The organism is Mucilaginibacter yixingensis, assembly GCF_041080815.1.
Classification (GTDB): Bacteria; Bacteroidota; Bacteroidia; order Sphingobacteriales; family Sphingobacteriaceae; genus Mucilaginibacter; species Mucilaginibacter yixingensis.
Map to the genome: position 1 here is coordinate 4,125,028 of NZ_CP160205.1, position 14,086 is coordinate 4,139,113.

The 14,086-nt window shown below is 45.4% G+C and carries 11 protein-coding genes; 9 read left to right on the forward strand and 2 right to left on the reverse strand.

Annotated elements, in window-relative coordinates:
• Nucleotides 1-20: 20 nt before the first annotated feature.
• Nucleotides 21-782, forward strand: coding sequence for an IS21-like element helper ATPase IstB (gene istB / locus ABZR88_RS16810; protein WP_107831783.1), 762 nt, complete (start codon nucleotides 21-23; stop codon nucleotides 780-782).
• Nucleotides 783-869: 87 nt separating this feature from the next.
• Here the strand turns inward: istB and ABZR88_RS16815 are convergent, their stop codons facing one another.
• Nucleotides 870-2,909 carry a hypothetical protein gene (locus tag ABZR88_RS16815; protein WP_107827133.1) on the reverse strand — a complete coding sequence of 680 codons (2,040 nt, stop codon included), beginning with the start codon at nucleotides 2,907-2,909 and terminating at the stop codon, nucleotides 870-872.
• A 67-nt stretch (nucleotides 2,910-2,976) separates the two neighbouring features.
• Nucleotides 2,977-3,261 carry a hypothetical protein gene (locus ABZR88_RS16820; RefSeq protein ID WP_107828004.1) on the reverse strand — a complete coding sequence of 95 codons (285 nt, stop codon included), beginning with the start codon at nucleotides 3,259-3,261 and terminating at the stop codon, nucleotides 2,977-2,979.
• A gap of 116 nt (nucleotides 3,262-3,377) precedes the next feature.
• Here ABZR88_RS16820 and ABZR88_RS16825 point away from each other — a divergent pair, with 116 nt between their 5' ends.
• From ABZR88_RS16825 to ABZR88_RS16860, 8 genes are all read left to right on the forward strand, one after another.
• Complete coding sequence (locus ABZR88_RS16825) at nucleotides 3,378-4,523, forward strand: hypothetical protein (RefSeq protein WP_107827134.1); 1,146 nt, start codon at nucleotides 3,378-3,380, stop codon at nucleotides 4,521-4,523.
• A gap of 73 nt (nucleotides 4,524-4,596) precedes the next feature.
• Entirely contained in the window at nucleotides 4,597-5,529 is a 933-nt protein-coding gene (locus ABZR88_RS16830; RefSeq protein ID WP_107827135.1) for a toprim domain-containing protein, read from the forward strand.
• 192 nt (nucleotides 5,530-5,721) lie between these two features.
• On the forward strand, nucleotides 5,722-6,114 hold the full coding sequence (locus tag ABZR88_RS16835; protein WP_107827136.1) for a plasmid mobilization relaxosome protein MobC: 393 nt from the start codon (nucleotides 5,722-5,724) through the stop codon (nucleotides 6,112-6,114).
• 29 nt (nucleotides 6,115-6,143) lie between these two features.
• Nucleotides 6,144-7,394, forward strand: coding sequence for a relaxase/mobilization nuclease domain-containing protein (locus ABZR88_RS16840; RefSeq protein ID WP_245916992.1), 1,251 nt, complete (start codon nucleotides 6,144-6,146; stop codon nucleotides 7,392-7,394).
• A 171-nt stretch (nucleotides 7,395-7,565) separates the two neighbouring features.
• Nucleotides 7,566-9,548 (forward strand): conjugal transfer protein MobC, encoded by a 1,983-nt coding sequence (gene mobC, locus ABZR88_RS16845; RefSeq protein WP_107827137.1) that lies wholly within the window; start codon nucleotides 7,566-7,568, stop codon nucleotides 9,546-9,548.
• Nucleotides 9,549-9,634: 86 nt separating this feature from the next.
• Nucleotides 9,635-10,408, forward strand: coding sequence for a helix-turn-helix domain-containing protein (locus ABZR88_RS16850; protein WP_107827138.1), 774 nt, complete (start codon nucleotides 9,635-9,637; stop codon nucleotides 10,406-10,408).
• Nucleotides 10,409-10,523: 115 nt separating this feature from the next.
• Nucleotides 10,524-13,448, forward strand: a complete 2,925-nt coding sequence (locus tag ABZR88_RS16855; protein ID WP_107827139.1) for a class I SAM-dependent DNA methyltransferase — start codon at nucleotides 10,524-10,526, stop codon at nucleotides 13,446-13,448.
• A 4-nt stretch (nucleotides 13,449-13,452) separates the two neighbouring features.
• On the forward strand, nucleotides 13,453-14,085 hold the full coding sequence (locus tag ABZR88_RS16860; protein ID WP_107827140.1) for a hypothetical protein: 633 nt from the start codon (nucleotides 13,453-13,455) through the stop codon (nucleotides 14,083-14,085).
• Nucleotide 14,086: the final 1 nt, after the last annotated feature.

The following is a 14,086-nucleotide window of genomic DNA, read 5'->3' on the forward strand; positions in this document are numbered from 1 at the left end:
CCATTAATGAACAGATCGATATGAACACGAACACCTTAGACAAACTTCGCAAACTGAAGTTCTATGGCATGTACCATGCCTTTAAAAGCTGCCTGGAAACGGGACAGACCGCAGAATACACCACTGATGAACTGCTGGCCCACCTGGTAGAGGCCGAATGGGACGACCGGCAGAACAGGCGCATAGAGCGTACGATCATGTATGCTAAGTTCCGCTATAAGGCCTCGGTAGAGAACATCCACTACCATGCCGACCGTAGTATCGACCGCAATCAGGTAATGCGCCTGGCAGACTGCCACTTTATTGACCGGAATGAGAACCTGTTGATCACAGGCAGCACCGGTATCGGCAAAAGCTATATCGCTTCTGCTATCGGACACCAAGCCTGCATACTGGGTTACCGCGTGTTCTATGCCAGCACACCCAAACTCTTTGCTAAGCTGAAGATGGCCAAGGCAGATGGTTCCTACATGAAGGATGTAGCCAAACTGGAACGCCAGCAACTACTGATCCTGGATGACTTCGGTATACAACCTTTTGATGCGCAGAGCAGGGCCGCACTGATGGAGATCATTGAGGACAGGCACGGTAAGACATCCCTGATCATCACCTCTCAGCTGCCGGTCAGTAAATGGTATGAGGTCATTGGTGAAAAGACGATCGCTGATGCTATCCTCGACCGCATCGTGCATGATGCGCACCGGATGGAACTAAAGGGAGAGTCGATGAGAAAAAGAAGGCCCGCAGAGCCCGAAAAAAGCTATCTGCAAAACACACTTTAAATAACTACTTTTGACAACGCTTCTACAGCGTTCGCTGCGCTCGTTCGCCAGCACTTTGGGTGGTCAATTTGCCACGGAATCACCTGGTCAACTTCTCCGTATTATACAGGTGAACGGCAGTGTATCGTAAATAAAAAGTTCAATGCCGCCGTTTTGATAGGCATCCTCAAAGATGGCACGATTCGCTTCCCAATAACGTTGCGGCTCCCGTCGCATCAAACCATCGATCAGGGCTACCATATTGCTGATATCTTTTTCTGCTGCCCAAGCGGCAAGCTTTTTTATAAAGTCGTCTCTATCTTTTTCGCCGACCAGATCAGGTGCGCCATTGGCGAACTGTGTATAATATTCCGGCTCCAATAAACCTAACATTCCCGTTAGCGTATCTTGAATCGCTACATATACATGCAGCAGGGTGACCAAATGGGATGATCTTACCGGATGTAGTCCTTCTACATATTGCTCTTCTAACCGCACAAAATACTCCAGTTCCAGTTCTTTGAGTAATTCGCCGCGGTCACCGGTGATCCCGGCAACCTTTTGTACATGGGCGATCAGGTTTTTACTTTGCAGTTTCAAGCCAAGTACATCCGCTACGCTGATCATGCGTAATATCTCGATCTTTGCACCGCTATTTCTTTCGCCAGCATTAAGCTTTTTGATTTGATGTGAAAGTCGCTCACTGATCATTTCACCTTTGGTAAGTAAGTAGGCGTATTCGATCAACAGGCCGCGCTCTTTCACTTTCTCCCAAGGTGTTTGCCAATTCCTGCTATCGGCATGTATCTTATTTTTGGTCTTGAGTTGCTGATAGATATTTTTAGCTTCATCTTCGGTGAGGCTAATGGTGACAACCTGCAAGCTGAGCCTGGAAGCATCGTTGCCGAAAGTGTACCAATCCTCTTCCCGCGTGGTAACGATGAACTTAACGGGAAAAGCTGCCAGGTGGCTTGCGATCAGTGACCAATATTTTAATTGCTGATCGAGTCCATCGATCAGTATCAGTGGTGATTCACCGATCTCCACACGGCTTTTGATAAAATCTATAATGGGTTCCGTATATTCAGCTAGCTGTGCATGATTCAGTTGGTAAACCTTATGCGTGGCGAGTAAGTTGTAGGCTGTTTGCCAGGCCAGTGTAGATTTACCTTGTCCGCTGGATGATTTGATCACAACAACATCCGATTTTTCTAATTGCTCCTTTATGTTTTTCTCCCAAGTAAGCCGGCGTGCAGGCAATTGTTGCCAGATGTGCTCGGGCCGTGCAGCTTTCCCTTCAAAATAATCTTCGGAAAGCGGATTTTGTGAATCCTGGAAAAGTTCCGGTGTTATCCAGCCGTTAACTACGGCAGCATTGACCGGTCCTTTGTAAAAAGCATCGGTTATCTGCTGCAGGGTTTGGTTGAACAATGATTGATCGATAGTTGTCCGTTCTTTGGACCATTCCAGCGCATGAAAGAATATGCTTTTGAGATATTGTAACTGCGTCCCCGGATTAACATTATGTTTTGCCAGTAAAAGGTCTGTTGAGCGTTTGTATAGCGTCTCGGCCGTGGTCTTTTCAAAAGTGATTTTTTTTAGAAAATCGTCGATGTCGAGGTCTTTAGAATAAAGTGTTAAGCTTTTTATTTTATCATGCCAGTATGTTTTGGAAGCATCATTGAGTTTTTGCTCTGAAAGCTTTTGCAGATGCCCGGCAGCGATAGGCATATTATAGACAAAACGATAGGTGAGGTTTTTATCCTGATTGTAGATCTCTAAAAAATTCTTCAGTACCCCCATCTCCCAGAAGCCCGCCGCATCCAGCGAATTGATCGAAGTCTTTAACTGAATAAGTTCTTTATTACCAACAGTTAACTTCCCTTTGTCGAGATCAATATCTTCAAGGCCTTCCATTTGTATGGTGGCAACGTTCAACTTGTCCGCATATTCGCTTAACAGGATATGTGTTGCGTATAAGGTCTGATAGGTTATACCGGCAATATTTACTGCCCCACCGGTTCTTTTTTCCGCAATAGTGGTCAGGTTCTCGACGGTCGGTTCTTTGGCAATATTTATCTGTTGCGATTTGGGTTTGGGCTTTTGCTTCTTCGACATAATAAATGTATAACCGGCATCGGTTTTCACAAATATACATGCGGGTAAAGCCAAATAAAAACGGGAGATTGGCGATATCGCGAATCTCCCGTTGCTGTTATTTGGCCTGCAAACTTTTGACCTTCTCGTTTAACTCCGTCAGTCCTGCCTTTTTAAGACAGTCCTGGGCAAAGGTTTCCAGTTCGGTGATATCCTCTGCAGGTACCAGTTCCAATAACTCTTTGATGTTTGGATTGTCGGCATTCATATTTCGGTCAAGTACACTTGATAGCAGCAGGATCGCTTTTCTTGAAACTTTAACATCGATCTTCACTGCCTCATTCATTCCGGGACTGCATAACAGTGTTTCATAAACTTTCCCCAGCACATTTGTCGTTGCCATACGCATTTATTTTTGGTTAATTAATGATTCAAAGGTCGCTGGTTAGCTTGAAACGATCATCATTAAAATATGGGGAGGATCGGACTGGAAATCTTACATTTATCATTTATTATTTGATGATGGTATACGATTTCGATATCAGTGTATTAATGTATCTCATGGATCGCGGCGGCGGTTCAGACCTGCTGCATTTTTTTAAAGAACTGATCAATAAAATACAAATACAACGCCGGCATGCGGAAACAACCACAGATCTGTATCGCCGTGAATATGTGACGCGTTTAAGTGAGTTGCGTGAAAAACGCGAAACTGCGCACGCAGAAGCAAAAAAGATTTACGACGAGGTCTATGCGGCTACTGATGGCGACGAAAATGAAAAATGGTCACAGGCGATTATGGAGGCCGATCCTAATGGGGTGGACAATCATTTTAATTTGGAAGAGGTTACATTGGAAATGACTTATAAAGAAATGGCCGATCATTTCAACAAGTCATCGTTTGTGATTGTCTATGCCTTGCTGGAGAACGAATTAAGGCGTTTGTGCGGGATATTGAAAACAGAATTTGGTAAACGGCTTTCTTTGCAGGATATCGAATCTAAAGACTACCTGCAATCCATGATCAACTATTTGGATAAGGTACTGGAGATCGAATTAAATGTTTGTCAACCTTATCTGACGAAGATCAAACAGGTGCAGTTCCTGCGTAATAAAATTATGCACGCCGCGGGCGAGTTTCCATTGAATGACCAGCCCCTGCTTGATCAGCTCATCAAAGACAGTCATGGCAATTTGTATCTGCAACACTACGAACCGCTCCCGTACCGCCTTTTAAAAATTAAAAAGGTGGAATATGTGTATCAGCAATATGACCTGTTGCTGGACTTTATCCATGAATTGTTATGGTGCCTGGACACTAAACTGCAGCATGCGCTGATCAGGGAAAAACTGTTGCTGCTGTTTCATTTCCTTGACGAGCAGGCGGATGTGGTTATCACTCAGTTAAAACCGGTGAAGAAAGGTCGGGAAGTTTCCTTCTCGGTCGTTAAAGGCAACGACACCATACTTGACGGAACATTGACTTTAACTACCGCAAAAAAGGATAGTTTGCACCTGAATAATCAATTGGCGGATCACTATTTGTTAGGGCGTCTAATGGCTTATCTGGATGAAAACCAGCAAAGCTTTTTCGATGATTTCCTGCAGCCATTCTATAAAATGAATCATCCCTTAAGGGCCGAATTGACTTGTTATCCTCATTAGAATATGGGGAGGATAGGTAAATGTCATTTGTCCATTCTACTTTTGATTTTGAAAAGTGAAAGGGATCGGCGTTATGGAAATGAAAAACGAGGCATTCTCGCTCCTCCGGATCAGGGAGTTAGACTTGGTGAACCTGCTGGAAAAGCTGGGGCACGAGCCGGCGGCGCGAAAGAAAAATGATACGGACTATTGGTATTTGTCACCCTTGCGGGATGAACGGACACCAAGCTTTCACATCGACCGTACTGCCAACGAATGGTACGATTTCGGATTGATGGCAGGCGGAAACCCGATTGACTTTTTACTGCGCTATCACGGATGTTCCATTGCTGCCTTATTGGAGCGTATGAACGTTTCTTTCTCCCCTCACCGGCTCTCCGCTTTTGAAACGGATTTGTTGAATGACAGGTTTGACAGGGATAGCAAATTAGTGGTCAAAGAAGTACGCCCGCTTTATGCTTATCCGCTCAAAAATTATCTCCATGAACGGTCTATACCTATTGTGGTCGCGGATGCTTATTGCAAGGAGTTGACCTATGATATTGGTGGCCGCTCGTATTACGGTATCGGCTTTCAAAATAACCTGGGCGGCTGGGAGATCCGCAACAAAAGTTTCAAGCAAAGCAGTGCGCCAAAAGATGTGACTTTTTTGTCTTATGGAGCAGGCTCTGCGCATGTCTTTGAGGGCTTTATGGACTTCCTTTCCTGGCAGGCGCTTCATCCCTATCAGGAACCGCGCTCGGTGGATTTTGTCGTGCTGAATGGTGCGGGTTTGTTTGACCGGGCGCTGTCTTTTCTGAAGCAGCACGAGCGGGTGCATCTATGGCTAGACAGGGATGTGACGGGTTTGGCTTATCGTGATTATGCCTTGTCTTTAGGCAATTGTTTTGTAGATGAAAGCGGCCTTTATGAAGAGTTTAAGGATTTGAATGACTGGCTGCGCTGTAAGGGTGAGATGCAAAAGCCGATTTTGCGCCTGGGTGGCGGTTTACGGCCAGCGGGCTGATTTTAGGTGTTTTGAGGCGGTCGTTAGACGGCTGGGAGATTGCCCGTTTTGCAATCGGCCAGATGTACAGTTGTTTAACAACAACTGCCGTTGGCCGCCCCCTCGGAACTCGGGGGCGCTGGACTGCCTGGCTTTGATGAGCAGTATAAGTTGTGTGATTGGAGTGTTAAATGATAGGGGCTGGAGGGTGTGATGAGTGAGGATAAGAAAACGGGGCGTTACCGGATCATTGGTTTACGGCTGAATGCGGCAGAGTTTGAAAAGCTGGAAACAGGCTGGAAAAACAGCACCATCAGCAAGCTGTCGGAATATGTGCGGCGGGTGTTGTTTGGCAAACGGATCACGGTCTATTCGCGGAATAAATCACTGGACGAACTGGTCGCTGAACTGGTGGTGTTGCGTCGGGAACTGAATGCCATCGGGGTAAACTTTAACCAAGCGGTGCATCGGCTGCATATGCTGGATCATGCGCCGCAAATGCAGGTTTGGGTGGAGCGTTTCGGGCGTGACCGCGACCGCTATTTTGAATTGTTCGGAGAAGTGGTTTTAAAAGTTAATTCGATCAGCGAACAGTGGTTGCAGTAGTCCATCCCAGCAAGTGTTTGCGCAATGCCTTGAACTATAACGAGGCCAAGGTTCGGGCGGGTGAAGCGGTTTGTTTAGAAGCCGGCTTTTACCCGATGGCGGCTGCTGATCTCAGCTTTCAGCAGAAGCTCAGGCGGCTGGAAATGCTGACGGAATTGAACCAGCGGACGACGGTGAACAGCCTGCATATTTCCCTGAATTTCCATCCTTCAGAGCAGTTTTCGGATGAGCGCTTAAAAGAACTGGCGGAAGAATTTTTAGACAGGATAGGCTTTACGGGGCAGCCTTATTTATTGTACCAGCATTTTGATGCGGGGCACCCGCATGTGCACCTGGTAACCACAAATATTAAAGCGGATGGTAAGGCGATTAACCTGAATAATATCGGCAAAGACCGGGCGCGGCCGGCCTGTGTTGCCATGGAAAAAGCCTATGGTTTGGTGTCTACAGCTGGTCAGAAAAATGATCTGACGGAACGTTTCAAACCGGTCAACGTGCAGCGGGCTTTGTATGGCAAAATGGAGACGAAGCGGGCAATGAATGGTATCATCAATGTGGTGGCGGGCAGCTATAATTTTACGTCGCTGGCGCAGTTGAATGCGGTGTTGGGTTTGTATAATATCGTAGCGGATACCGGTGGCGAGGGTTCGCGGGTGAACAGGTTTGAGGGTTTAGTTTTCCGGGTGCTGGATGCGTCGGGTAATAAGGTGGGTGTGCCGATCAAAGCGAGTGATTTTTATGAGAAGCCGACCTTAAAAAAATTGCGGGAAAAGTTTAAGAAAAACGAGTTGAAGCGCGACGGGTTAAAGAAAAACTTAAAGACAAAAATTGACCTGGCCCTGCTGGGTGGAGGTAAAAGTTTGGAGAAGCTGGTCGCGGAATTAAAAGGCGGGGCTGTTGATGTGGTGGTACGCCGGGGTAAGGATGGGGTGATCTATGGGATGACCTATGTAGACCATAAAAATAAAGTGGTATTTAACGGGAGCGAGTTGGGCAAGGCTTACAGCGCCAAAGCTGTTTTGGAACGCTGTCAAAACATAGGGGCCGGTGAGGAAAAAAAACAAAACGGGGAAGCGGAAAAGCTCGGGGTGGGCGGCTATGCAAACGCGGGAAAAGGGCGTGATCCTTCGCGGGAATTTGTGCCGGGTGATGGATCGGCTGCCGGTGGTCGGGGTTTGGCGGAGGTGTTGCTGGATGCAGGCGAGCTGCGCGAGGTGATGGACTGGGAACTGAAGCGGAAAAAGAAGAAAAAGAAAAGGCTGCGGCTGTCGCCGGGTTGATGATCAGGTAAAATTTCAGGGTAAAAGATAAGGTGTGTATTGCTCAGGTATGAGGGATGCTAGCTACTGCTTTGCTCTTTTTCAGCCGTCCGGGCTGGTGTGCAGGTGTGAATGATTTAGTGAGAACGATTAGAAAAATCCTGCTTCGGACAGGACTGGGAGGGGTTTGTCATGCAGACTGGAGAAAACGATCAGGCGATGCGCAAGATCCTCGATATGACGAGGCTGATCAGTATAGTGGTATTGCTGCTGCATTTTTATGTGGTGTGTTACGGGGCGTTCGCGGGCTGGCATTTGGTGTCGGCTTTGGGTGACCGCTTATTGGGGAATGTGGTGCGGACGGGGCTGTTCAGCAGCTTTATGAAGCCAAAGCTGATCGCGCTGGCCTTTCTGGTGATCGCGCTGATCGGCGTGAAAGGTAAAAAGGATGAAAAGCAGACGGGCAAGACAGCGGCCCTTTACTTAATAATCGGTCTCTTTTTTTTCTTCGCCAGCCAGCTGGTATTGCTGGTGAGGGCAAAAATGACCTTGGTGGCTGTGGCTTATATGGCTAGCTGTGGTTTGGGCTTTTTGCTGATCATGAGCGGCGGTACGATGCTGTCGAAGATCATCCGGGACAAGCTGAGCGGTGACATCTTTAACCGTGACCAGGAGACTTTCCCGCAGGAAGAACGGCTGCTGGAGAACGAGTTTTCGGTAAACCTGCCGGTAAAATATATACTCAAAGGCAAAGAGCGTCGCGGCTGGATCAATTTTATCAACCTGTTCCGGGCTTTGGTGGTGCTTGGTTCACCGGGCTCGGGTAAGAGTTACTTTATTATCCGGCATATCATCACCCAGCATATCCGCAAGGGTTTTGCCATGTTCGTCTATGACTTTAAAATGCCGGACCTGGCGGTCATCGCTTATAATACCTGGCTGAAATATCGTGACGGGTACAAGGTTCCCCCAAAATTCTACTCCATCAATTTTGATGATCTGTCACGGAGCAGCCGCTGCAACCCATTAGATCCCTCGGCGATGCTGGATCTGACGGATGCGGTGGAATCGGCGCGGACGATCCTGCTGGGCCTGAACCGCGAGTGGATCAAACGGCAGGGTGATTTTTTTGTTGAGTCGCCGATCAACTTTTTGACGGCGATCATCTGGTATCTGCGTAAATATAACGACGGAGAGTTTTGTACCCTGCCGCATGTGATCGAGTTGATGCAGGCGGATTATGACAGTCTGTTCACGTTGCTGAGTACGCAAAAAGAGATTGATGTGTTGATCAACCCTTTTATCAGTGCCTACAAACGTGATGCGGTGGAACAGTTGGAGGGGCAGATCGCTTCGGCGAAGATCACGATGGCACATATCGCTTCGCCGCAATTGTATTACGTGTTATCAGGTAATGAGTTCACGCTGGATATTAACAACCCCGCCGCACCCAAGATCGTTTGCATGGGTAACAACCCGCAGAAGATACAGATCTATGGCGCAGTGTTATCCCTGTTTACCAACCGTCTGCTGAAGATCATTAACCAAAAGGATAAGCTGAAATGCAGCTTGGTGTTTGATGAGTTCCCGACACTGACCACGGACATTATCCCCACGATCAGTACCGGGAGATCCAATCTGATCTCGACCTGTTTGGGTATCCAGGATGCCAGCCAGTTGCGTAAGGATTATGGCCGCGAGCAGGCGGATGTGATCATGAATATCGTAGGTAATATGGCGGTCGGGCAGGTATCGGGAGATACGGCCAAAGCGGTATCGGAAAAGATCGGACGGATCATGCAGGACCGGGAAAGCCTGTCCATCAACCGCAGTGATACCTCGATCAGCCGGTCAAAACAATTGGAAGCAGCCGTACCGGCTTCACGGATCTCGGCATTAAGTTCAGGAGAATTTGTCGGTATGGTGGCCGATAACCCGGATTGTAAAATTGAATTGAAAGCATTTCATTGTGAGATTGTCAATGACCATGCGGCGTTGAAAAAAGAAATTGATAGCTATGTGCCGCTGCCGGAGGTCATGAAGATCAATAATGCGATTGTGGAGCGGAATTATTTGGAGATCAAACAGGATATACGGGATATTATTGAGTTGGAAATGGAGCGGTTGCTGAGTGATCCGGCGTTGGCATATTTAATCATTAAAAAAGCAGGCTGATGAAAATTATCAACAATTTAAAAAAAATACAATAATGATATTTAAAATATCAGATTATTTTGATACTATTGGTATCAATTTGAATTATGTCCTATTGGGGTAGTAATGTCCGTTTTTTGCGTAAGCGTGCTGGATTAAGTCAGGATGCACTCGCCGGTACGTTATCAATGACCAGGGTGAAATTGAACGCACATGAAAATGGCAAGACAAGTAACCCGACGGTTAGTGACCTCGTTGCCGTGTCAAACCACTTTGCCGTTAGTATCGACAATTTGTTGAGACTGGATCTGGCGGGATTGACTGAAAAGGAATTAAATGATCTGGAAAGGCCGAAAGCAAACATGAGAGTGTTGGCGATATCTGTGGATGAGCAGAACGATGAATATATCGAATATGTTCCTGTCAAAGCAAAAGCGGGTTATACGACTGGTCACCGTGATCCGGATTATATCGCTGCTTTACCAAAATACCGATTCCCTGGATTGGCCAAGGGGAAAACGTTTCGCTTGTTTCCAACGACCGGAGATTCGATGGTACCGGTGCCGGAAGGCAGCGACGTCCTTGCGGCGTACGTAGCCGACTGGCAAGCCATAAAAGCTGAAACATTGTGTATTGTGATCATGCGGTCGGAACAAGATTTTGTGTTTAAGCAGGTCACCTTGATTGGTAAAGACCGCTTGCAGTTAAAATCTCTGAATGAACAATACGAGCCTTACCTGGTAAAATTGGAAGAGGTGTTGGAAATATGGGAGTTTGACCGCTATATCAGCCGGGTTGTTCCTTTGCAAAGGACAGAATTGGATGATATTAAATCACTGCTGTTGGATATGCGACGTGATTTAAAGAGGAACAAAAACTGACCGTAGCGCTCGATGTGACAACGGCAGTGTAGAGAAGTTAATAATTAATAAGTACGTTTGGCGCGGATTTCTTTAATTTAGAAGAAAAAGGCAGCCAGATCTGATCGATAAAACAATGGTGCAGAACACTGATTTTCGCAGGTATTTGACCTCGCTGAGCTATAGTGAGGAAGAAATCGCTGCGGGCTTGCTGGACGAAACGACATTTTCCTACACGGTTGATACGGAAGGCCGTTTGACCGTTAAATATATTTTTACACCTACTGCGAACGACATTTATCTGGAGCATCGTTCGTTATGGAACATGAACCGTGACAACGTCTTTATAGCCGTAACGGATCAGCAATCACACATTATCAATGTAAAGGAAAAACCAGATGCTGCACGCCCGTTAAAGAACGCAATATGCCTGCGGACTTTTGAGTATGGTGTGAACAGCCTTGGGTTTGAAGAAATCGTACCTTCTGAAATATCTAAACAATATATTGATTCAGCTTTCTTTTTTGATTTTGTTGCCAAGAACCAGCGTAAAGGACAAGAAGTAGATAAGGACTTGCTGCTTAATTTGCTACAATTAAAAAGCGACCTGATTAGTGACAGTAACGAGGAAATGATCCATTTACTCATTTTACGTTGCATCTTTATCAAATATCTGGAGGATCGCGGCATTTTTGAAACAGATTACCTGATCAACATCTTAAAATCTTTAGACGCAAAACAACTGGTTGCTGCGTTCAATGAGATCAAAAAGATCAACGGAGATGTTTTCAAATATGACAGCTTTAAGGTGACGGATATTAAACAAGAATATCTAAAACAACTTGCCCTGTTTTTTGAAACTGACTACCGGAGTGGTCAGCATTTTTTGTTCCCGTACCAATTCGACAGAATTCCTATCCAGTTGATCAGCCATGTTTATGAGGCATTCCTAAAAGATAACAGTAAAAAAAGAAAAGGTATTTATTATACGCCTTCATTCCTGGTGGACTTCATGTTGAACCAACTGTTTAACGGCGAAGACAACATCCCTTTGGCCGATGCCCGCTGCCTGGATGCCGCCGTTGGTTCCGGTGCTTTCCTGGTTGAATGTTTTAAAAGGATACAGGCATCTTTCGGCCGCCCCCTCTCATTCGATGAAAAAAAGAAGATATTGGAAACACAGCTTTTCGGTATCGACATTGATCAGAAGGCTTTGCAAATTACGGCATTTAGCCTTTACCTCGCTTTACTTGAAACTGAAGATCCTAATTTCATCAAAAATGAAATCATTCATGCCCACCCCATACTCCCAAGTTTGATCGGCTCAACGCTTATGAGCGCTAACGCGATCACGGACGAGGTTTTTAAAGGGCAGACATTCGATTATATCATATCAAACCCACCATGGGGTTCAGTTCCGAAAGTAGAAGACGCACAGGATGAACAGGAAATTAACAACATACTTAAAGAACGAAAAGCGATAGCGAACAAAGGCAAAGGCGACGGGATTTATGCGCACGTGGCAGATTTTGAGCGTTCACAGGCATTTCTTGTCCGTTTTCAGGAGTGGGCGGGGGCATCAACGCGTATTGCGGCGGTCGTTAAGAATTCGATTTTTTTGAACGACAATGCCAGGGATTTCCGTAGCTATCTGCTGGACACTTATGCACTGGAAAAATTCTTTGAGCTTTCTCATTATAACAAAATCCTGTTCAAGAAAAAGAATATCGGAGAGATTAAGGGACAGGCGGTCGAACTTGGCGCGAGTGAGCCTTGCGCTGTAGTTATTTTAAAGCAATTACCAGCTAACGCAAGTGAAATTTCCACAACCTACATCTCCCCCAAGTTATCAATATTTGCCGAAAATTTTAGCGTTATTCATTTTACTGCGCGTGATTGTTTTCAAATAGCACAGTCAAATCTTAAAAACCAGGACGCTTACTGGAAAATATTGGTTAATGGTGATTTGGATACATTCAAAGTCATCGAAAAGCTATCGTTACAGTGTGATTTAACCGTAGAAGCACGGGCTGGCTTTCAGCCCAAGGCTAATATGCTATCGCTTGGAGAGCCAGATTGGAAGCCCATCGCCGAACCAACCGATTTCAAACAGTTCGACGTTCTTAAAGCTGATAATTTACCCGTTTTTAATTGGAATCAGGGATTACATCGTCGTAGGGAATTTGATATATTCCAAGGAATACGGTTGGTTATCCCTGTTCGGCCTTTAAAATCAGATAAGTTTTTGTTTAGGGGCGCAATTGCTTATGACGATATCATTTATAAGCATAACATGATTACCATCAAGCTGAAAGATGGCAAAGATTACATTTCAGATTACCTTCCATATTTGGCAATTATTAATTCAAAACTCATTGGCTTTTTATTTTACCAATTGTCTATTCAATGGGGTAAAGGGGAGGGTAAACGCGATTCTATTCGAAACGTTGACCTCGAAAAACTGCCCTTAAAAAGAATATCTGATCCAACATTGGCGAAACAACTTTCAAATCTTGTATCAAAAATCCAAATAGCAATCCGAGGAGGACAAAATCCAATTATTGAAATCGATGAACTTGATGAACTCGTATTTGAACATTATGGTTTGCTGGATTACGAGCGCCAGGTAATTAAGGAATTCTACCAGATGAATGTTGACCGGGCAGATGCGCCTTTAAACAAAGTAACGGCGAGTGACCTGAATGTATATTTCAACGCTTTTGTCAAAGCTTTTCAACTCGTTCTCGCCGAAGGCACAGTGCTGTCCGCAACTTACAATATATCAGGCAATATGGGTGCCTTGATCTGTATGCGTTTGTCGCAGCAAAATGAAGCAGAGCCATTCAGGCAGGGAGAAGATAAGCACATAATCAATTTCGTTAAAAGCGGCCAATTAAATAAAGCTGAAGCCCTGAAGATTTTAGAGGAGGAAAAGGTCAAAATCTACGATAAAGAACATATTTATTTGATTAAAAGCAATCAATTCAAGGATTGGACGCCAAGGCAAGCGGTAGTAGACGCCCGTGAAGAGATTCAGCAATATATAAAACACCTAGCCTGAGCAAATGGATAATCCAGCGGTATTCCTTAAGGCCAATCTTGGCTTATTTGGCTTCCAGTCGAAGCAGGAACTGATCGAGCAGGTGTTTTTGCAATCACTGATTGAGAGCTATGGTCGTGTCCTTCAAACCGTTGCCAACGAGAACGATATTCGTGACCGTTTTATAAAGGATATTTATACTACTCCCTCAAAACTTCGGGATTGGCTGCAGCAAAGTCTGATGTACCTGGACTGGGAAAACTGGAAATTTACTGCCGGAATGACTCTGGCCAGGGCGGACATCTCGTTTAAACTTACCGGTTGCGAATTCATCATTGAATGTAAACGTTTGAAAAGTGCAGATAAGGCTTACATCGATGAAGGCCTGGAACGTTTCCGAACATTACATTACGCGCAGGGTCATGAATTCGCCGGAATGATCGGTTTTGTTATCAATAACAACACCAGCCCTATTATGACCGGCCTACAGACAAAGGTTAACGGTCATTATGCTACAACTACTCCTTTTAGTTCTTCTACATTTTCGAACTGGACGAATAGCTTTCTTAGTTCGCACGTACGTACAGATGCCTCCAGTATAAATGTTTACCATCTCTTTTTTGAGTTCAATGGTGTCGCGGAGGACTTGCTGGCTTAAT

Excerpts from the sequence above, each read along its gene's own strand:
- ABZR88_RS16835 (WP_107827136.1), top strand. The coding sequence starts at position 5,722 with ATGAGTGAGGATAAGAAAACGGGGCGTTACCGGATCATTGGTTTACGG.
- istB (WP_107831783.1), top strand. The coding sequence starts at position 21 with ATGAACACGAACACCTTAGACAAACTTCGCAAACTGAAGTTCTATGGC.
- ABZR88_RS16855 (WP_107827139.1), top strand. The coding sequence starts at position 10,524 with ATGGTGCAGAACACTGATTTTCGCAGGTATTTGACCTCGCTGAGCTAT.
- ABZR88_RS16825 (WP_107827134.1), top strand. The coding sequence starts at position 3,378 with ATGATGGTATACGATTTCGATATCAGTGTATTAATGTATCTCATGGAT.
- ABZR88_RS16860 (WP_107827140.1), top strand. The coding sequence starts at position 13,453 with ATGGATAATCCAGCGGTATTCCTTAAGGCCAATCTTGGCTTATTTGGC.
- ABZR88_RS16820 (WP_107828004.1), bottom strand. The coding sequence starts at position 3,261 with ATGGCAACGACAAATGTGCTGGGGAAAGTTTATGAAACACTGTTATGC.
- ABZR88_RS16830 (WP_107827135.1), top strand. The coding sequence starts at position 4,597 with ATGGAAATGAAAAACGAGGCATTCTCGCTCCTCCGGATCAGGGAGTTA.
- mobC (WP_107827137.1), top strand. The coding sequence starts at position 7,566 with ATGCAGACTGGAGAAAACGATCAGGCGATGCGCAAGATCCTCGATATG.
- ABZR88_RS16850 (WP_107827138.1), top strand. The coding sequence starts at position 9,635 with ATGTCCTATTGGGGTAGTAATGTCCGTTTTTTGCGTAAGCGTGCTGGA.